The organism is Rhodococcus sp. NPDC059234 (genome assembly GCF_042754225.1).
Taxonomy (GTDB): Bacteria; Actinomycetota; Actinomycetes; order Mycobacteriales; family Mycobacteriaceae; genus Rhodococcus_G.
Genome location: NZ_JBHZAH010000002.1, coordinates 102,396 through 119,631, shown reverse-complemented (window position 1 = coordinate 119,631; position 17,236 = coordinate 102,396). Strand labels below are relative to the sequence as shown.

19 protein-coding genes and 1 riboswitch are annotated in these 17,236 nt (G+C 71.4%); of the genes, 7 read left to right on the top strand and 12 right to left on the bottom strand.

All coding sequences use genetic code 11. From position 1 onward, the window contains the following. Positions 1-7: 7 nt before the first annotated feature. The 3 genes from ACFXGJ_RS00995 to ACFXGJ_RS00985 form a co-directional block, all read right to left on the bottom strand. Complete coding sequence (locus tag ACFXGJ_RS00995; RefSeq protein WP_378615538.1) at positions 8-769, bottom strand: alpha/beta hydrolase; 762 nt, start codon at positions 767-769, stop codon at positions 8-10. 152 nt (positions 770-921) lie between these two features. Beyond that, positions 922-1,860: an alpha/beta fold hydrolase gene (locus tag ACFXGJ_RS00990; protein WP_378615536.1), complete on the bottom strand. Its 939-nt coding sequence runs from the start codon at positions 1,858-1,860 to the stop codon at positions 922-924. Between the two features lie 285 nt (positions 1,861-2,145). Next, complete coding sequence (locus ACFXGJ_RS00985) at positions 2,146-3,108, bottom strand: 5'-3' exonuclease H3TH domain-containing protein (protein WP_378615533.1); 963 nt, start codon at positions 3,106-3,108, stop codon at positions 2,146-2,148. Positions 3,109-3,145: 37 nt separating this feature from the next. Here ACFXGJ_RS00985 and ACFXGJ_RS00980 point away from each other — a divergent pair, with 37 nt between their 5' ends. Both ACFXGJ_RS00980 and ACFXGJ_RS00975 read left to right on the top strand, forming a co-directional pair. Then, a complete protein-coding gene (locus tag ACFXGJ_RS00980; protein WP_378615530.1) occupies positions 3,146-4,285 on the top strand; it encodes a M24 family metallopeptidase in 1,140 nt (379 codons plus the stop codon). An 84-nt stretch (positions 4,286-4,369) separates the two neighbouring features. Then, on the top strand, positions 4,370-5,329 hold the full coding sequence (locus ACFXGJ_RS00975) for a R2-like ligand-binding oxidase (RefSeq protein ID WP_378615528.1): 960 nt from the start codon (positions 4,370-4,372) through the stop codon (positions 5,327-5,329). Positions 5,330-5,349: 20 nt separating this feature from the next. Here ACFXGJ_RS00975 and ACFXGJ_RS00970 read toward each other — a convergent pair whose 3' ends face one another. The 3 genes from ACFXGJ_RS00970 to ACFXGJ_RS00960 form a co-directional block, all read right to left on the bottom strand. Beyond that, positions 5,350-6,756, bottom strand: a complete 1,407-nt coding sequence (locus tag ACFXGJ_RS00970) for a selenium-binding protein SBP56-related protein (RefSeq protein WP_378615526.1) — start codon at positions 6,754-6,756, stop codon at positions 5,350-5,352. A gap of 33 nt (positions 6,757-6,789) precedes the next feature. After that, complete coding sequence (locus tag ACFXGJ_RS00965; protein ID WP_378615524.1) at positions 6,790-7,242, bottom strand: hypothetical protein; 453 nt, start codon at positions 7,240-7,242, stop codon at positions 6,790-6,792. Positions 7,243-7,335: 93 nt separating this feature from the next. Then, positions 7,336-7,749, bottom strand: a complete 414-nt coding sequence (locus tag ACFXGJ_RS00960; RefSeq protein ID WP_378615522.1) for a PPOX class F420-dependent oxidoreductase — start codon at positions 7,747-7,749, stop codon at positions 7,336-7,338. A gap of 31 nt (positions 7,750-7,780) precedes the next feature. On the opposite strand from ACFXGJ_RS00960, the gene ACFXGJ_RS00955 reads away from it, so the two are divergent. From ACFXGJ_RS00955 to ACFXGJ_RS00940, 4 genes are read left to right on the top strand one after another with little or no spacing between them, the layout of a single operon-like run. After that, positions 7,781-8,518, top strand: a complete 738-nt coding sequence (locus ACFXGJ_RS00955) for an SDR family NAD(P)-dependent oxidoreductase (protein ID WP_378615520.1) — start codon at positions 7,781-7,783, stop codon at positions 8,516-8,518. Further along, a complete protein-coding gene (gene cbiE, locus ACFXGJ_RS00950) occupies positions 8,515-9,729 on the top strand; it encodes a precorrin-6y C5,15-methyltransferase (decarboxylating) subunit CbiE (RefSeq protein ID WP_378615518.1) in 1,215 nt (404 codons plus the stop codon). Before ACFXGJ_RS00955 ends, cbiE begins: the two co-directional genes overlap by 4 nt. Beyond that, entirely contained in the window at positions 9,726-10,475 is a 750-nt protein-coding gene (gene cobM, locus ACFXGJ_RS00945) for a precorrin-4 C(11)-methyltransferase (protein ID WP_378615516.1), read from the top strand. Before cbiE ends, cobM begins: the two co-directional genes overlap by 4 nt. Next, positions 10,475-11,218 (top strand): cobalt-precorrin-6A reductase, encoded by a 744-nt coding sequence (locus ACFXGJ_RS00940; RefSeq protein ID WP_378615514.1) that lies wholly within the window; start codon positions 10,475-10,477, stop codon positions 11,216-11,218. Before cobM ends, ACFXGJ_RS00940 begins: the two co-directional genes overlap by 1 nt. 43 nt (positions 11,219-11,261) lie before the next feature. On the opposite strand, the gene ACFXGJ_RS00935 is transcribed toward ACFXGJ_RS00940, so the two are convergent. The 3 genes from ACFXGJ_RS00935 to ACFXGJ_RS00925 all read right to left on the bottom strand — a co-directional run bounded on the left by ACFXGJ_RS00935 (position 11,262) and on the right by ACFXGJ_RS00925 (position 13,178). Further along, entirely contained in the window at positions 11,262-12,509 is a 1,248-nt protein-coding gene (locus ACFXGJ_RS00935; RefSeq protein ID WP_378615512.1) for an RNA polymerase sigma factor, read from the bottom strand. A gap of 32 nt (positions 12,510-12,541) precedes the next feature. Continuing rightward, positions 12,542-12,757 carry a sigma factor-like helix-turn-helix DNA-binding protein gene (locus tag ACFXGJ_RS00930; RefSeq protein WP_378615510.1) on the bottom strand — a complete coding sequence of 72 codons (216 nt, stop codon included), beginning with the start codon at positions 12,755-12,757 and terminating at the stop codon, positions 12,542-12,544. A 64-nt stretch (positions 12,758-12,821) separates the two neighbouring features. Next, positions 12,822-13,178: a YciI family protein gene (locus ACFXGJ_RS00925; RefSeq protein WP_378615508.1), complete on the bottom strand. Its 357-nt coding sequence runs from the start codon at positions 13,176-13,178 to the stop codon at positions 12,822-12,824. Positions 13,179-13,373: 195 nt separating this feature from the next. Between ACFXGJ_RS00925 and ACFXGJ_RS00920 the strand changes: the two genes are divergently transcribed. Beyond that, a complete protein-coding gene (locus tag ACFXGJ_RS00920; protein WP_378615506.1) occupies positions 13,374-13,673 on the top strand; it encodes a hypothetical protein in 300 nt (99 codons plus the stop codon). Positions 13,674-13,708: 35 nt separating this feature from the next. On the opposite strand, the gene cobJ is transcribed toward ACFXGJ_RS00920, so the two are convergent. The 3 genes from cobJ to cobG are packed head-to-tail and all read right to left on the bottom strand — an operon-like array spanning position 13,709 to position 17,053. Further along, positions 13,709-15,253, bottom strand: coding sequence for a precorrin-3B C(17)-methyltransferase (gene cobJ / locus ACFXGJ_RS00915; protein WP_378615504.1), 1,545 nt, complete (start codon positions 15,251-15,253; stop codon positions 13,709-13,711). Continuing rightward, on the bottom strand, positions 15,253-15,879 hold the full coding sequence (locus tag ACFXGJ_RS00910; RefSeq protein ID WP_378615502.1) for a precorrin-8X methylmutase: 627 nt from the start codon (positions 15,877-15,879) through the stop codon (positions 15,253-15,255). Before ACFXGJ_RS00910 ends, cobJ begins: the two co-directional genes overlap by 1 nt. 19 nt (positions 15,880-15,898) lie before the next feature. Beyond that, positions 15,899-17,053 carry a precorrin-3B synthase gene (gene cobG, locus ACFXGJ_RS00905; RefSeq protein ID WP_378615500.1) on the bottom strand — a complete coding sequence of 385 codons (1,155 nt, stop codon included), beginning with the start codon at positions 17,051-17,053 and terminating at the stop codon, positions 15,899-15,901. A 58-nt stretch (positions 17,054-17,111) separates the two neighbouring features. Then, positions 17,112-17,187: riboswitch (cobalamin riboswitch) on the top strand. The last annotated feature ends 49 nt before the right edge of the window (positions 17,188-17,236 follow it).

The window sequence follows — 17,236 nt, the reverse complement described above, 5'->3', positions numbered from 1 at the left end:
GTTCACGTCAGACCGGCAGTGCGCCGTCGGACCGTCCGAGATGTCGGGGGAAGAACCGGGTGTCGATCCGGCCATCCGTGGGCACCTGGCGGTGACCTCCCGGGAAGGCGTGCAGCACCTTGTCTTCCGAGGCGAAGGCGTCGAACAACTCGAGACCGAATTCGCGGGGGATCTCCCTGTCGTCCAACGGGAGCAGGAACTCGATCGGGATGGTCACCCGCTTCGCTGCCTCGAGCAGCGCGTCGTGTCCGGACACCCAACCGAAGACCGCAGCGGTGATCCGGGGCTCGGCCGCCGTCAGCGGTATCCCGATCGCGCAGGCCAGCGACACGCCGGAGTAGCCGATTGGGGCGTGCGCGCCGATCTCGGGCAGACCCTGCACGGCGTCGATGGTCGCCTGCCATTCCGGGACGGCGCGTTCGGCCACCGATGCGCAGTAGTCGGCGAGGATTCGCCCGAACGACGGGCTGCCTTCGGCCCGAGCCTGGCGGAACTCGGCGACCAGACGTTGGTCCTGTGCGTTTCGCGCCCGGTCGCCATGTCCGGGCGCGTCGATGGAGACGACGTGGAAACCGTCCCTGGTCACCGAGGAATGGGCCCGGGCCACGTGTCCCGGGGCCTTCTTGTCCAAACCGCCGGGGTGGCCGGCCAGGATCACGGGCGCACCGGCGGAACCGGATTCCGGTGACCAGAGCACACCCGTGACGTCGTCCAGGGTGAAAGTGCGTTCGATGACACCGTTCGATGATGTCTCTGAGGTGAAATGCATGGTGTGTTGCCTTTCGGGATTGCCGTTGGTCAGGCGCTCCCGGCGACACCTACGTCGATCGCCGAACCGTGAACACGAGTGGGAGCACCCACAGAGTTGCAGCGTTCATGGGTCCCACCTCCTCGCGTACCGTCACGGTCCTGGGCACGCTATCAACGCGAACGCGATCCCGTCCAACCATTTTCTCGTCGCCCGCCCGACGTCCACCGCTGCGTGGAGGCCCGACCCGATGCGGCACCCGCCGTCCTCTGTCCGAGAGCGAGCATCGCCTCGGTGACCTCGCCGACCGCCGCATCGGGGATCGCAGTGGCGGCCTCCTCGAGGACGAGCAGCCGTGCCCCGGGGATCTCGCGCGCGATCGCCTCGCCGTTGCCGACGGGGAAGAACCGGTCGCGGCGGCCGTGGACGACGAGCGTGGGGACCTCGATCTCCGGCAGGCGCTCGCGCCAGCGGGGTGTGCAGTCGAGCCGGGAGAACACCATGCCCATCTGGTTGGCCGTCTGAACCGGGGGTGCGGTGCCCGGTGTGCGGTCCCAGATGCGCGCAGCGATTGCGCGCGCGGCGACGGGGTCGTCGCCGCGCAGCTCCGCGCCGACGGCGGCGAACTCCGCAACCGCCTCGCGATCGGTCCAGTCCGGCATCGGACGCGCAAACAGCCGGCTCATCGTCGCCTGGTCGTGGTCGGGGAGGTCCCGGTCGGGCGGGCCAGGGGCAACCGCGCGGGTGCCGACCAGCGTGAGCGCCGAGAACGCGCCCGGATGGTCGAGCACGGCCACCTGGGCGACCATCCCGCCGACGCCGATCCCCGCGAGGTGCGCGGGCCCACCGCCGAGCGCGTCGGCAAGGGCCGCCGCGTCGGCGGCGAGGCCGCGCAGGGTGTAGGCGGGCGCCTCCGGATCCGTCGTCGTGGACTCTCCGCTGTCGCGCAGGTCGTAGCGCACCACCCGGCGCCCGCCGGCGGCGAGTCGCTCGCACAGCGCGTCGGGCCAGGAGAGCATCGTCGTCCCGCCCGCGAGCAGGACGAGTGGCGCGTCGTCGTCACCGAACGACTCGATGCCCAAGGCGATCTCATTGGCGTCGACGGTGGTCATCGGGTCACCGGAAGACGCCGTAGGTCACGGGCGTCGCAGTCGACGAACGCGGGCTTGCCTGCGCCGTAGCCGGACGTGTCGTCCCAGCGTTTCGGCCCGTCGACAACGTCGAAGAGGTGGCGGCCAGGGACGCGGTCGGGAGAGACCGAGATGTCAGCGCTGATTCGAGTCATACCAGGGCAGACCCGATCCGCCGCCCGAACTCATCGCGCACGCATCAAGTCGCCCCCCAGGTCGGCCAACACCGCGAATCGGGCATGTGGATCACGATCGACGGCTGGAGTGCTAGCCGCCGTACCCGTTCCGCGGCGCGGCCATCGCCTTCGTCAGCCGCCCGATCGACGTACCGATCGCCAGGTCGTCCGCGAGCGCCGCGAGCCGCTCCGGGTCCGCGGGCTCGACGGGCAGCGGGTCCGGACGCGACATCTCGACCGCCGTGTCGGTGGCGACGCGAACGACGGGCAGCGCTGAATCGAGATAGTCGGAGGCCGCGGTGAGCTTGGTTCGGATGCCCTTGGCCAGACCGGACTCGGGATCGTCGACGGCCTCGCGAAGCGCCTCGACCGACCCGTATTCCAGCAGGAGTGACGAGGCGGTCTTCTCGCCGACTCCCTTGACGCCCGGCAATCCGTCGGAGGGGTCGCCGCGCAACAGGGCCAACTCCGCGTACCCGGCGCCCGGTCGATCCGCGGGCACGCCGTACTTCTCGGCCACCTCGGCGGGACCGAAGAGCTCGGCCTTCGACAGCCCGCGCCCGACATACAGCACCCGGACCGGGACCGGGTCGTCGGCGACCACCTGCAGCAGGTCGCGGTCGCCACTGACGACCACGACGGTGTCTGTGCGTTCGCGGGCGGCGAGGGTGCCGAGCACGTCGTCGGCCTCGAACCCGTCCGCGCCCGCGGTGGCGATGCCGGCCGCGGCCAGCACGTCGAGGATCATCGGGACCTGCGGTGTGAGCGTGTCGGGCACTTCCTCGACGTCCGGACTTGCCTCGAGCTCGGCGGCGACGCGGTGCGCCTTGTACGACGGCACCAGGTCCACCCGGAACTGGGGACGCCAGTCCAGGTCGAGGCACACCGCGAGACGGCTCGGCTGGTGCCGGGTGATCAGCGCCGCGACCATGTCCGTGAACCCGCGCACGGCATTGACGGGTCGACCGTCCTTCGACGTGAACGACTCGGGGAGGGCGTAATACGCGCGGAACCACAGGCTCGCGCCGTCGAGGAGAAGCAGGGGTCCGGTCATGCCGCCCATCCTGCCAAACCTCGATAGCCTGGGTGCCATGAGTACACAGAGCCCCTCGACCGGACGCTTCCCGACGGCCGTCTACGGCGAGCGCCTCCGGCGCGCCGCGGAACTCACCGCGAACGCGGGACTGGACGCGCTGCTCATCACGCCCGGCCCCGACCTGAAGTACCTGATCGGCTCGGGAGCCGACTCGTTCGAGCGGCTGACCTGCCTGGTCGTGCCCGCCGACGGAAGCCCCGCGTCGGTGGTCGTGCCGCGGCTCGAACTGGCGGCGCTCGGCGACTCGGCGACCGCGGAACTCGGTCTGCCGGTGCGGGACTGGGTGGACGGGGTCGACCCGTACGCGCTGGTGGGCTCGCTGCTGCCGCAGCCGGGCAAGACCGCCGTCGCGGAGGCGATGCCCGCGCTGCACGTGATCCCGTTGACCGCGGCGCTGGGTTCGCCGCCGATCCTGGCCACCGGTGTGCTGCGTGAGCTGCGAATGATCAAGGACCAGGCCGAGATCGAGGCGTTGCGTCGCGCGGGCGCGGCGATCGACCGGGTGCACGCGCGGATGGGTGAGTGGCTGCGGCCGGGCCGCACCGAGGCCGAGGTGGCCGCGGACATCGGCGCCGCGATCGTCGAGGAGGGCCACACGGGGGCCGAGTTCATCATCGTCGGGTCCGGCCCGCACGGCGCCGACCCCCACCACGAGGTCTCCGACCGCACCATCGAGCCGGGGGACGTGGTGGTCATCGACATCGGCGGACCGGTTGCGCCGGGCTACAACTCCGACAGCACCCGCACCTACAGCATGGGGGAGCCCTCGCCCGAGGTGGCCGCGAAGTTCGCGGTGCTCGAGCGCGCGCAGCGGGCGGCGGTCGACGCGGTGCGCCCCGGCGTGAGCGCCGAGTCCGTCGACGCGGCCGCCCGCGACGTTCTCGCGGCGGAGGGACTGGCCGAGGTCTTCGTCCACCGCACCGGCCACGGGATCGGCCTGTCCGTGCACGAGGAGCCGTACATCGTGGCGGGTAACCGGATCGAGCTCGCCGAGGGGATGGCGTTCAGCATCGAACCGGGCATCTACTTCCGCGGCGACTGGGGCGCCCGGATCGAGGACATCGTGGTGGTCACCGCGGACGGGTGCGAGTCGATGAACACCCGCCCGCACGGACTCACCGTGCTGGTTCCTTGACACTGCACACGCCTGTGTAAACGATGGGGTGTGACGCCGACCACACCGGCGGTGCTCCCACCATCACAGACCAGGACGTGCGCCATGACCGCAACTCCCGTGACCAGGCAGGGCTTCGGATCGATCCGGGCGGGCGGACTGAACTGGGATGCCTTTCCGCTGCGGTTGTTCAGCAAGGGGAACGCGCATTTCTGGGACCCCCGGTCCATCGACTTCGGCAAGGACGCCGAGGACTGGGTGGGGCTGACCAGTGAGCAGCAGCGCAGCGCCACCTTCCTGTGCACGCAGTTCATCGCCGGCGAGGAGGCTGTCACCGAGGACATCCAGCCGTTCATGAAGGCGATGGCGTCGGAGGGCAGGCTCGGCGACGAGATGTACCTGACCCAGTTCTGTTTCGAGGAGGCCAAGCACACCCAGGTCTTCCGGCTCTGGATGGATGCCGTCGGGCTGACCGGTGACCTGCACCCGTACGTCGCGGACAACCCGTACTACCGCGAGCTGTTCTACGAGGAGCTGCCGGGCTCGCTGCGGATCCTCGAGACCGACCCCAGCCCGGCCAACCAGGTCCGCGCGAGCGTCACCTACAACCACGTGATCGAGGGCAGCCTCGCGCTCACCGGCTACTACGCCTGGAAGAAGGTGTGCACCGAGTGGAACATCCTGCCGGGCATGGTCGAACTGATCCGGCTGATCGGCAACGACGAGCGCAGGCACATGGCGTGGGGCACGTTCACCTGCCGCCGGCACGTCGCCGCCGACGAGAGCAACTGGGACGTCGTGCAGCAGCGGATGGCCGAACTCATGCCGCTCGCACTGGGCATGATCAACTGGGTCAACGACCAGTTCGAGGTGCAGCCGTTCGGCCTCGACAACGACGAGTTCCTCGCCTACGCCGCCGACCGCGCCCAGCGCAGGCTCGGTGCGATCGAGTCGGCGCGCGGACGTCCGATCGAGGAGATCGACCTCGACTACACCCCCGAGGTGCTCGAGGAGAAGTTCGGCGAGGAGGATGCCGCATCCTTCGCCGAGATCGCGCAGAAGTGACGCGACACCACCCCGACCGACTACCGGTAGCAGTACGAATCGGAGGAGGCGTCGCCACCCTGGAGACGCACCTGGTGGGCGCGCAGGCCCCGGAAGTCGTCGCCGTGCGGGAAGAAGGCCTGGTCGACGGTCATGCCGCCGTGGGGTTCGGCGTGCAGGACGGCCATCCAGGCGCCGACGCCGTCCGGGTAGAACTGGTCGTCCCACGCTCCGTAGAGGGAGTTGGTGAGGTAGACCCGCCGCCCGTCACGGCTGATCTCGACCATCTGCGGGCCGCCGGACAGCGGCTGGTCCGGCGCCGCCGGATGGGCGTTGCGGCCGACGATCCCGCCGAGCCGGACAGACCCGGCTTCTCTCGGGTTGGCGGGGTCGTGCACGTCGAACTGCTTGAGCTCCCCGGTGCCCCAGCACGAGACGTAGAGGAACTGGTCGTCGACCGAGAGGTCGATGTCGGTGACCAACGGCGGCACCGCACCGAACGGCTTCAGCGCCGGCGGCAGTAGGTCGGGATCGGCCGGCTCGGCCGGGATGGTGATCACCTGGTCCACCGCCCAGGCGCCGCCGTCGCGGTGCCATCGCCACACCGACGCCGACAGGTCCTCGGTCGAGACCACCACGCCGACGAATCCCCATGCGGCGTCCGGGTCGTGCGACGGCCGCAGCTCGAGCGGCATCTGGTACTGCTCGCCGAGGTCCACGCGCTGCTTGTGCTCGCCGGCGGCGAGGTCCCAGAAGTGGATCGCGTGGCCGTACTTGTTCGCCAGCAACAGCTCCGGTACCAGCCCGTCCTCGATCATCGACGGTGTGCCCCATTCGCTGGTGATCAGCGTGTTCTGGTTGAGATGCCACCAGGCGTCGTAGGCGAGATACTGCGGCCCCCGGTCGGTTTCCCATTTCCGGAGTACGTCGAAACTGGCGTGATCGAGCAAGGCGATGCCGCCCGGCCCGTCCGATCCGTCTGCGCCGCCGAGGCAGGTCATGAACACCCCGTCCGGGCCGCAGTGCGAGGTGTGCGGTCGGGAGTAGCCGGCCTTGTCTGCGAGCTCGGTGCCGTCCGTGATCTTGGACAGGCTGGGTTGCCGTGGGTCGGGCTGGGTGTCGAACACGTAGAGGCGCGACGAGCGCAGACCCGGCACGATCAGGTACCGCCGCGCCAATCCCTGCAGGTCGTGGCCCTCGTGTTTGAGAGCGCTGCTGCAGGCGTTCCAGCCGAAGTGGTGCAACTCGTCGCCCGTGTGGGGCACGTCGGTCCAGCCCACCACCTTGCCGTATGTACCCGAAGCAGGATCCACATCGATCACGGTCAGCGCGTCGGGCTTCGCCGCCGCGCGGTCGAACGCGACCACGTAGGCCAGTTGCTCCGGCGGGGCCGCAGCCGCCTCGGCCGCGCTGCGGTAGAACGTCGGGTCCGTCGTTGGCTGACTCATCCTCAGCCTCCTCCGCGGTAGACCTGCGGGCTGTCAGGCGATGAAGTTGCCGAAGGTCGGGTTCGCCTGGCACAGCGGCATGCTGCCGAGGTTGATCGACCCGAACAATGACGCCATCACGTTGCCGTGACCGGTGTACACCGTCTTCGACAGGTACGGGTAGGTGCCCTCGAGATTCGCGATCCCCGTCTGCCCGGTGTCGAAGTTGACCCACGCGACGGTGACCTGCCCGGCGGCCGGGATCGGCGGCGCGGCGGGGAAGGTCTGGAACCTGATCTCCCCGGGATTGATCCCGGGCTCGGGCCCGGACTGGCCGGTCGCGCCGGTCAGCGACATCAGGCTGCCCTGGTTGGGGCACCCGATGGTCAGCGCCGGCGGCCCGAACGGGTGCGGCGGCAGTGCCTGCCCCGGCGCCGCCACCACGAGGGCGGCAGCCGCAGGCACGGCGAGCGTCAGAATCCGAAGGGTGGTGCGTCGAGCGCCCATGGCTGCTCCTCGGTTGAATTCCCCGCGACCCACCTCACGGTATCGCCGAGGCCGGGGCTTAGTCGAGGGGCACGGACCGAATTCGCCCGGGTGTCAGCGGCCGAGCAGGGTCGCCAGCCCGAGCGCCCGATGCACGCTGACCTCGATGACCACGCGGGTCGGATTCTCCCGCGGCTGCCGGTACCGGCGGGCGTAGCGGGCCACCGCCTCCGCCACCTCGTCCGGGTCGTCGCTGACCCGGGCCGGCCCCTCGAGCGTCAGCCACCGCGCCCCGTCGATCTGGGTGAGCGCCGCGTACCCGCCGCGCGCCGCGTTGAGCGCCTTCTGCGAACCGCCGTTGGTGATCACCCGCGCCAACTGGCGGTCCGAGTCCCAGGTGAACCCGACCGCCACCACGTGCGGGGTGCCGTCGCGGCGCAGTGTGGTCAGCGACGCCAGGTGACGGTCGGCGAGGAAGTCGAGCGCGTCCGTCGGCAACTCGGCGGGATTGAAGGGGGTGCGGGCCATGACCCGACGCTAGTCGAGGACACTTGATGTCATGAGTGTCGGATCGGTAGTCGTGCTCGGTGGCCGCAGCGAGATAGGACTCGAGGTCGCCACCAGACTCGCGCCCGGAAAGCCGGTGATCCTCGCCGCCCGGCGCAGCGACGAACTCGCCGACGAGCGGGCCGCGGTGCTCGCCGCCGGCGCCACCTCGGTGCAGACCGTCGAGTTCGACGCGGACCACCTCGCCGACCACGGCCGGGTCCTGTCCACGATCGTCGAACTCGGACCGATCGACGTGGTCGTGCTCGCGTTCGGAATCCTGGGCGACCAGGCCCGCGCGGAGACGGACGCCCAGCACGCGGTCAACGTCGTCCACACCGACTACGTCGCGCAGGTCAGCGTGCTCACCCACCTCGCGCAGCTGCTGCGCGCCCAGGGCACCGGCCGCATCGTGGTGTTCTCCTCCATCGCCGGGGTCCGGGTGCGGCGCGCGAACTACGTGTACGGCTCGGCGAAGGCAGGCCTCGACGGATTCGCGAGCGGCCTCGGCGACGCCCTGCACGGCAGCGGGGTCTCGCTGCTGCTGGTGCGGCCCGGCTTCGTGACCGGCCGGATGACCGAGGGCATGAGCCCGGCACCGATGTCCTCGACACCCGGACAGGTCGCCGCCGCGGTGGTCGCGGCGCTCGGCAAGAGGCGCGAGCGGGTCTGGGTGCCCGGCCTGCTGTGGTCGGCATCCGTCGTGATGCGCATGCTCCCGCAACGGATCTGGCGGCGGATGCCCCGATGAGCGGACCGATCGTCGTGGTCGGCATCGGTGCGGACGGCTGGGACGGGTTGTCGCCGAACGCGCGCCGCGCCGTCATCGGGGCGGACGTGCTGATGGGATCGCCCCGCCAACTCGACCTGGTACCCACCGGCGACGCCCGCCGGGTGTCGTGGCCGTCGCCGCTCGCGCCGGCGCTGCCCGGACTGCTCGCCGAGCACGCCGGGCACCGCATCTGCGTGCTGGCCAGCGGCGACCCGATGTTCCACGGCATCGGGGTGACCCTGATCCGGCTGCTCGGAGCCGCGCGGGTGCGCGTGCTCGCGCAGCCGTCGTCGGCGTCGTTGGCGTGTGCGCGGCTGGGCTGGGCGCTGCACGAGACGCCCGTGGTGTCGCTGGTGACGGCGCCGCCGACGACCCTGATCCCCGAGTTGTCGCACGGTCGCCGGATGCTGGTGCTCAGCCGCGACGAACACACGCCCGCCCTGGTCGCGGAACTGCTGCGCGACTCCGGATTCGGCGACACCGAGATCACCGTGCTCGAGCAGCTCGGCGGCCCCGCCGAGGCGGGCTTCCGCGGTCGGGCGACCGGGTGGACGCGCGCCCCGGGCGACCGGCTGAACCTGCTCGCCCTGTACTGCAGGCGCAGTCCGGGCGCGGTGCGCCACACCAGGATTCCCGGACTGCCCGACGACGCGTTCGCCTCCGACGGGCAGCTGACCAAGCGGGAGGTGCGGGCCTTGACGGTCGCCGCACTGGCACCGGAGCCGGGCGAACTGCTGTGGGACGTCGGCGGCGGCTCGGGCAGCATCGCGATCGAGTGGATGCGCACCGACCCGACCTGTCGCGCCGTGAGTTTCGAACGCGACCCGCAACGTCGCGACCGGATTGCCGAGAACGCGCTGCGGCTCGGGGTCCCGGCGCTCGACGTGCGCGGCGCCGCACCCGGCTCGCTCGCCGACGCTCCGAGGCCCGCCGCGATCTTCCTCGGCGGCGGCGTCACCGCCCCCGGCGTGTTCGACGCCTGCTGGGCCGCGCTCGAGGCCGGCGGGCGGATGGTCGTCAACGCCGTCACCGCCGAGTCGGAGTCGCTGCTGCTGCAATGGCACGGCCGGCACGGCGGCGAGCTGCGCAAGTTCCAGATCTACCGCGGCGCCGCCCTCGGCGGCTTCACCGCATGGCGACCGCACCTGCCGGTCGCGCAGTGGATCGTGACGAAGGAGAACGACAGGTGACCGTCCGTTTCATCGGCGCCGGCCCCGGCGCCGCCGACCTCATCACCGTGCGCGGCGCGCGGATCCTCGGGGAGAGCCCGGTCTGCCTGTACGCGGGCAGCCTGGTGCCCGCCGAGTTGCTGGACCTGTGCCCGGACGGCGCGCAGATCGTCGACACCGCGCGACTGAGCCTCGACGAGATCACCGACCTGCTGGTGTCCGCGGACCGTGCGGGCAGGGACGTCGCGCGGCTGCACTCGGGCGACCCGTCGATCTACAGCGCCGTCGCCGAGCAGGTGCGCCGGCTCGACGAGGCGGGCGTCGGGTACGAGATCGTGCCGGGCGTGCCGGCGTTCGCGGCCGCGGCGGCCACCCTCGGCCGCGAACTCACCGTCCCCGGGGTGTCGCAGTCCATCGTCCTGACCCGGGTGTCGACGCTGTCGACGGCGATGCCCGAGGGCGAGGACCTCGCGACGCTCGGCGCGAGCGGGGCGACGCTGGTGATCCACCTGGCGGCGCACCGCATCGACCAGGTCGCCCTGGAGCTGCGCGGACCGTACGGGGGCGACTGCCCGGCCGCGGTGGTCGCGTTCGCCAGCCGGCCGGACGAGATCGTGCTGCGCGGCACCGTGGATTCGATTGCGGCGCAGGTACACGAGGCCGGGGTGACCAAGACGGCGGTCATCGTCGTCGGCCGCGTGCTCAGCGCCGCGGGATTCCCGGACAGCTACCTGTACTCCTCGACCCGGCGTCGTACCACCCACTGATGACCCGGTTGCTGGTTCTCGGCGGTACTGCTGAGGGTCGCGCGCTGGCCGCCGGACTGTCCACCGAGCCCGACGTCGAGGTCGTGTCGTCGCTCGCGGGTCGCGTGCGCGAGCCCCGGCTGCCCGGGGGCGAGGTCCGGATCGGCGGGTTCGGCGGCGCGGACGGGTTGCGGGACTGGCTGCGGGACAACCGGATCGACGTCGTCGTCGATGCCACGCATCCGTTCGCCGCGCGCATCACCGGCAACGCCGTCGCGGCGACTCGGGCGCTGGGAGTGCCGCTGGCGGTGCTGCGCCGGGCCGCGTGGACGCCGATCCCGGGGGACCGGTGGACCGAGGTCGACTCCCTCGACGACGCTGCCGCCGCGCTGCCTGAACTGGGCTCACGGGTGTTCCTCACCATCGGGCGCCAGGGGGTCGACCGGTTCGCCGGGGTGGATGCGTGGTTCCTCGTCCGGGCCATCGACCCGCCGGACGGTGCGATGCCGGCCAGGGCGACGCTGCTGCTCGACCGCGGTCCGTTCGACGTCGGCGCCGAAATGTCGCTGATGCGAGAGCATTCCGTCGAGGTACTGGTGACGAAGAACAGCGGTGGCCCGCTGACCGAGGCGAAGCTGACCGCCGCCCGCGAACTCGGCCTGCCGGTGCTGATGGTGCAGCGGCCGCCGGTACCGGTCGGGGTCACCGTCACCGCCGACGTCGCGGCCGCGGCCGACTGGGTGCGGGGCCAAACGCGGCAATGACCCGCGGCCGGCGCCGAGGCGGCGAAGCTGTTGCCGCACCCGGTCATTCTCGCTGCGCCCGCCGGAGCAGCAGCTCGCGTTCGCGGGCATTGCGCGTCAGCGCCGCTGCCCGCTCGAACTCGGCGCGGGCGTCGCCGTCGCGTCCGAGTCGCGACAGCAGGTCGCCGCGGACACTGGGCAGCAGGTGGTAGTCGCGCAGTGCCGGTTCGTCGGCGAGGTCGTCGACGATCTCGAGGGCGACCGCCGGACCCCGCGCCATCGACACGGCCACCGCGCGATTCAACGCCACCACGGGTGACGGGGTCGACTCGAGCAGCCGGTCGTAGAGGGCGGTGATGGTCGCCCAGTCGGTGTCCTCGTAGCGGGCCGCGCGGGCATGACAGGCCGCGATCGCCGCCTGCACCGAATAGGGTCCGACCCGCCCGTGGCCGCGAAGTCCCGCGCGCTGCAGCGATTCCATGCCGAGCCGGACGAGCATCCGGTTCCACCGGCCGCGGTCCTGGTCGGCGAGCAGCACCGGCGTGCCGTCGGCATCGACGCGGGCGCCGGTTCGCGACGCCTGCAGGTAGAGCAACGCGAGCAGGCCGTGCACCTCGGGTTCGTCGGGCATGAGCGCCGAAAGCACCCGCGCGAGGCGCAGCGCGTCCTCGCACAGGCCGGGGCGAAGCAGGTCGTCGCCTGCGGTCGCCGAGTAACCCTCGTTGAAGATCAGGTAGACCACCTCGAGCACCGACGACAGCCGAGCGGCCCGGTCGGGGCCGACGGGCACCTCGAACGGCACCTGCCGGGCCGCCAGGGTCCGTTTGGCCCGCACGATCCGCTGCGCGACCGTCGATTCGGGCGCGAGCACGGCACGGGCGATCTCCGCGGTGGTGAGGCCGCCGAGCAGGCGCAGGGTCAGCGCGATCCGGGCCGGGGTCGACAGGACCGGGTGGCAGGCGACGAAGATCAACCTGAGCAGGTCGTCGTCGATGTCGTCGGTGTCGGCCGGCAGTTCGGGTGCTGGCGTGGGCTCGAGGCCGCGGCCGATCTCGACGAGTTTGCGGGCGTACGTCTGATCCCGCCGGACCACGTCGACGGCGCGGTTCCGGACGGTGGCGATCAGCCACGCGCCCGGCCGGTCGGGAATCCCGGTGTGCGGCCACTGCTCGAGCGCGGCGACGAGGGCGTCCTGCGCCAGTTCCTCGGCGCGGCCGACGTCGCGGACGATCCGGGCGGCGGCGGCAATGACCCGTGGCGATTCGATCCGGAACACCGTCTCGATCGTCTCGTCCACCGTGTACGACTCCACAGGTCCGATGACAGCAGTCCGCGGATGCCCGGTCAAGGTCGCGCGGTCGTCGGCCGCGCGATCTGTCGTCGCAATCCGTTGAGCGCGGCGTGCTGCGCACGGACCACGGACAGCGGGCTGGTCAGCAGGATTCGCGCGGTCTCGTCGGCCGACAGCCCGCGGACGAGGCGCAGCAGCAGCACGTGCTGCTGCTGCGTGGGCAGCGCGTCGATCATTGCGTGGCCCGTCCTCGTCTGCTCGATGGTCACCGACACACGGTGTCGAACGCTGTGTGCCGATCGGAAGGGACTGCTGTCCCTACCTTCCGGGACTTCACTCGTCGGCGATCTGGCGCAGTTCGAGTGTGACGGTCCAGTAGTCCTCGTGGACCTGCAGGAATCGGCGCGACCACTCGAGGGCCTCGGCCTTGTCCTTGCACTGCATGATGGCGTAGCCGCCGATGACCTCCTTGGTCTCGGTGAACGGCCCGTCGGTGTAGCTGAGCTCGCCGCCGGACCAGGTGATCTTCGTGCCCTCCGAGCTGGGCGTCAGGCCCTGGGTCTCGAGCATCACGCCGGCCTTGGTCACCTCCTCGAGCAGGGTGCCCATGCGTTCCATCAGTTCCGGGCTCGGTCCGTCGGCGGGGGCGGTGCGCTCGTCGACGTGGATGAGGGACAGGTAGCGGGGCATGACGACTCCTCGTTGTCGGGTTGGTGTCGGGCGGGTTCGTTCCCGCCTCTACCCGTACGTCGATCGGTCCCGACCGGATTCGACATCGGCGGCAGATCTTTTCCGAATCTTCCGGTCGGGTTCCGGTTGTGACGGCCGTCACCGCTGGGCTAGCTTCGGAGAAGAGGGGCGGACCGAGCTGGTGAGGAGACTCAGGTGACGGAATCCGAGCACCACCCGCACACCGATCACGACCATGTCCACGGACCCGGGTGCGGCCACGTCGCCGTGCCGCACGGTGACCATGTCGACTACGTGCACGAGGGTCACCTGCATCGGGTGCACGGCGACCACGTCGACGAGTGCGAAAATCCGGGGCACTCCGTGCACGGCGCTCACGAACACCACCACGGTGAAGCGTGTGGGCACGTGGCAGTACCGCACGGTGACCACGTCGACTACATCCACGAGGGGCACCGGCACGCCGAGCACGGCGACCACTACGACGAGCACTGACGACGATCCGGGCGGGGCCCGGATCGTCTGGTGTCTCAGGCCGGGTACCGCCGCGGCGTGAACACCTTGCGCTCGCCGCCGCTCTCGACCACCGTGGTCAGCGAGGATCCGACGATCAGCAGGGTGCGCATGTCGATCTCGGACGGTTCGAGTTCACCGAGCGGCACGATCCGCACGCTCTCCTCGGGTCCCGCGACGTCCCGGCCCACGATCACCGGGGTCTGCGGGGTGCGGTGCTCGAGCAGCAGTTCCTTCATGGCGCCGACCTGCCAGGTCCGGCTCTTCGACGCCGGGTTGTACACGGCGATCGCCATGTCGGCCGCCGCGACCGCGGAGATCCGCTTGGCCACGACGTCCCAGGGCTTGAGCCGATCGGAGAGCGAGATCATCGCGTAGTCGTGCCCGAGCGGTGCGCCGACCCGGCTGGCGACCGCGTTGGCCGCGGTCATGCCCGGCAGCACCCGCACCGGCACCTCCGACCACTGGGGCTCGGCGGCCATCTCGATCACCGCGGCGGCCATCGCGAACACGCCCGGATCCCCGGAGGACACCACGACCACCCGGGCCCCGCGCTTGGCGAGGTCCAGCGCCATCGCGGCACGCTCGGACTCGACCTTGTTGTCGCTGGCGTGCCGGTGCTGTCCCGCGCGCTCGGGCACCCGGTTGACGTAGGTGGTGTAGCCGACGATGTCCGTGGCGCGGGCGAGTTCCTCGCGCACCTCGGCGGTCGTCCAGGCGTCGTCACCGGGGCCGAGGCCCACCACGGTGACATGCCCCGTCACCTCGCTCGCCCCGGCCACCTCGTCGGACGAAACGTGCTGCGCCGCGGCATTGTTCGAGGGGCTGGGCACCAGCGCGATGGAGAAGTACGGCACCTCGGACTCGTCGACGTCGGCGGCCGCGATCACCCGCTGCCTGTCGGTGCTGGCCCGCTCGACGTAGCTGGCCTCGGCCAGCCGACCGGAGTCCGAGAGCGCCTGGCGCACGGCGGGGAAGGTGCGGCCGAGCTTGAGGATCGCGGCGGAGTCGGTCTCGCGCAGTCGGCGGGTCAACTCCGCGACCGGCAGGGTGCCGGGCAGCACGGTGAGGACCTCGTCGCGCTCGACCAACGGCACGCCGAGCGCGGCGGAGGCCGCGCTGATCGAGGTGACCCCGGGGATCACCTCGGCGTCGAAGCGCTCGCACAGCCTCTTGTGCATGTGCATGTAGGAGCTGTAGAACAGCGGGTCACCGGCGGCGAGCAGCGCGACGCTCCGACCCGCCGCGAGGTGCGCGGCGAGACGTTCGGCGGCCGCGACGTAGAACTCGTCGATGGCGCCCTGGTAGCCGCCCGGGTGGTCGACCGTCTCGGTGGTCACCGGGTAGACGAGGTGTTCCTCGAGCTGGCCCTCACGCATGTACGGCGCGGCGACGGCCCGGGAGATGCTGCGGCCGTGCCGGGCGCTGTGGAAGGCGACGACGTCGGCCTCGGCGATGATCCGCGCGGCCTTGACGGTGACGAGTTCCGGATCGCCGGGCCCGAGCCCGATGCCCCAGAGCTTGCCGCCGGCGGAGCGCGGGCTGGTCGCTGCGTTCGCCATCACTCGACCTCGCTGGCGATGGCGTTGAGGGCGGCCGCGGTGATGGCGCTGCCGCCGCGCCTGCCGCGGACCACCAGGAAGTCGATGTCGCCTGCGCGCGCGATCAGGTCCTCCTTGGACTCGGCCGCACCGATGAACCCGACCGGGCAGCCGACGATCGCCGCCGGCTTCGGCGCGCCCTGGTCGATCATGTCCAGCAGGTGGAACAGTGCGGTCGGCGCATTGCCGATCGCGACCACCGCGCCCTCCAGCTTCGGGCCCCACAGCTCGAGTGCGGCGGCGGACCGGGTGTTCTCGAGCTTCTCCGCGATCACCGGCACGCGGGGGTCACCGAGCAGGCAGACGACGTCGTTGTTCGCGGGCAGGCGCCGACGCGTGACGCCCGACGCGACCATCGTCGCGTCGCAGAAGATCGGCGCACCCGAGCGCAGCGCGGAGCGCGCCGCCGACACCACGCCGGGGCTGAACGCCACGTCGTCGACCAGGTCGACCTGACCGCACGCGTGGATCATCCGCACTACCGTCTGCGACACGTCCGCCGGGAACCGGGACAGATCGGCCTCCGCGCGGATCGTGGCAAAGGACTGACGGTAGATCTCGGCTCCGTCGCGGATGTAGTCGGTCATGGCCACCACGATAGTGGGGTCAGCCGTGACCCTGTTCCACCCGGTAACCCTCGCCCGTGGCCACCACATCGGTCACCTCGCCGCGCGGGCGCCCGCACCGCCGCTCGCAACCGGACCAGTGTTGACGCCCCTGCGCGGGCAGTTCCCCGGAGTCGACGGCTGCACTCGCGTCGGTGCGCACGTCGGCCAGCGACTTGGCGCATCCGGGGCGCCCGGTGCAGGCGCTGACCTCCAGCCACGGCGAGTTCGCGTCGAAGATCAGTCCCATCGGGGCGAGCACCCGGACCACCTGTTCGGCCGTCCATTCGTCCAGGTCGCACAGCAGCACGGACTTCCACGGCGTCACCACGATCGGCTTCTCCACCGCGGCGAGGAACTGTGCCGTCCGAGTCGGCAGGGTGCCGAACCGGACGCCGGCGGCGAGGGTGACGGCGCCGTCACCGTGGTCGAGCCAGCCGACCGGGCCCGCGTCGGGCGCCGACAGCGTGACGGGGTCCTGTTCCGGGCGGAGCCCGAGCCGGTCCAGGACACGCTCGGGGCCGCCGTCGATCTCGTGCAGTCGCCACTGGCGGTCGCGGATCTCGAGCAGGGCGCGCGCGGCCGCCAGCAGCGCCCCGACACCGTCGGCCGCGTCGATCCGGACGCCGCTGTCGCGCCCTGCCAGCACCAGCGCCACCCGGTCCGCGGAGACGGCGTGCAGGCCGAGGTCCGCGGACAGGCCGGAGACGTCGCCGCGACCGTCGTCGAGGCTGAACAGCACTCGCCCCGGCAGGTCGGCGAGGGCCGGGTCCGCGCACAGGCCGCGGTCGAGCCCGCGCACCCAGTCCCGGACGTCGACCAGTCCGCCGATGCGGCCCGACAGGGGAGTGGCGACGATGTTGCGGACCCGCTCGTGCGTCGGCGAGGGCAGCAGGCCGGCCGTGGCGAGCCGGCCGGCGAGCGCCTGCGGGTCGGTCACCGCGCGGAACTGGACGTTGCCGCGGGAGGTCAGCTCGAGCTCGCCGTTGCCGAGGTCGTCGGCGGCCTCCGCCAGGGACTGCAGTTGACCGGGCGCGAGGAACCCGCCGGGCAGGCGCACACGGGACAACGCGCCGTCGGCGGCCTGGTGCACGGCGAGGGCGCCGGGGCACGCGTCGGGGCGGGAACGGTCGGGTGTGTTCGGTTCTGCGGACATCGTCTCCAGGCTACGTCGCGGCACCGGTAGCATCAGCGGCGCTTGCGGCAGCTCGAGAGGAAACCGGTGGAAGTCCGGTGCGGTCGCGCCACTGTCACCCGACCGCCCGCCGCTGCGGGCACGGGGAGCCAGACCCTCCGCCGCTGCCGTCCCGAACCGTATGGGGCGCGAAACCCCGAGGAG

Bases quoted from the DNA above. Each gene is read 5' to 3' on its own strand.
- ACFXGJ_RS00995 (WP_378615538.1), bottom strand. From the start codon at position 769: ATGCATTTCACCTCAGAGACATCATCGAACGGTGTCATCGAACGCACT.
- ACFXGJ_RS00990 (WP_378615536.1), bottom strand. From the start codon at position 1,860: ATGACCACCGTCGACGCCAATGAGATCGCCTTGGGCATCGAGTCGTTC.
- ACFXGJ_RS00985 (WP_378615533.1), bottom strand. From the start codon at position 3,108: ATGACCGGACCCCTGCTTCTCCTCGACGGCGCGAGCCTGTGGTTCCGC.
- ACFXGJ_RS00980 (WP_378615530.1), top strand. From the start codon at position 3,146: ATGAGTACACAGAGCCCCTCGACCGGACGCTTCCCGACGGCCGTCTAC.
- ACFXGJ_RS00975 (WP_378615528.1), top strand. From the start codon at position 4,370: ATGACCGCAACTCCCGTGACCAGGCAGGGCTTCGGATCGATCCGGGCG.
- ACFXGJ_RS00970 (WP_378615526.1), bottom strand. From the start codon at position 6,756: ATGAGTCAGCCAACGACGGACCCGACGTTCTACCGCAGCGCGGCCGAG.
- ACFXGJ_RS00965 (WP_378615524.1), bottom strand. From the start codon at position 7,242: ATGGGCGCTCGACGCACCACCCTTCGGATTCTGACGCTCGCCGTGCCT.
- ACFXGJ_RS00960 (WP_378615522.1), bottom strand. From the start codon at position 7,749: ATGGCCCGCACCCCCTTCAATCCCGCCGAGTTGCCGACGGACGCGCTC.
- ACFXGJ_RS00955 (WP_378615520.1), top strand. From the start codon at position 7,781: ATGAGTGTCGGATCGGTAGTCGTGCTCGGTGGCCGCAGCGAGATAGGA.
- cbiE (WP_378615518.1), top strand. From the start codon at position 8,515: ATGAGCGGACCGATCGTCGTGGTCGGCATCGGTGCGGACGGCTGGGAC.
- ACFXGJ_RS00940 (WP_378615514.1), top strand. From the start codon at position 10,475: ATGACCCGGTTGCTGGTTCTCGGCGGTACTGCTGAGGGTCGCGCGCTG.
- ACFXGJ_RS00925 (WP_378615508.1), bottom strand. From the start codon at position 13,178: ATGCCCCGCTACCTGTCCCTCATCCACGTCGACGAGCGCACCGCCCCC.
- cobJ (WP_378615504.1), bottom strand. From the start codon at position 15,253: ATGGCGAACGCAGCGACCAGCCCGCGCTCCGCCGGCGGCAAGCTCTGG.
- ACFXGJ_RS00910 (WP_378615502.1), bottom strand. From the start codon at position 15,879: ATGACCGACTACATCCGCGACGGAGCCGAGATCTACCGTCAGTCCTTT.
- cobG (WP_378615500.1), bottom strand. From the start codon at position 17,053: ATGTCCGCAGAACCGAACACACCCGACCGTTCCCGCCCCGACGCGTGC.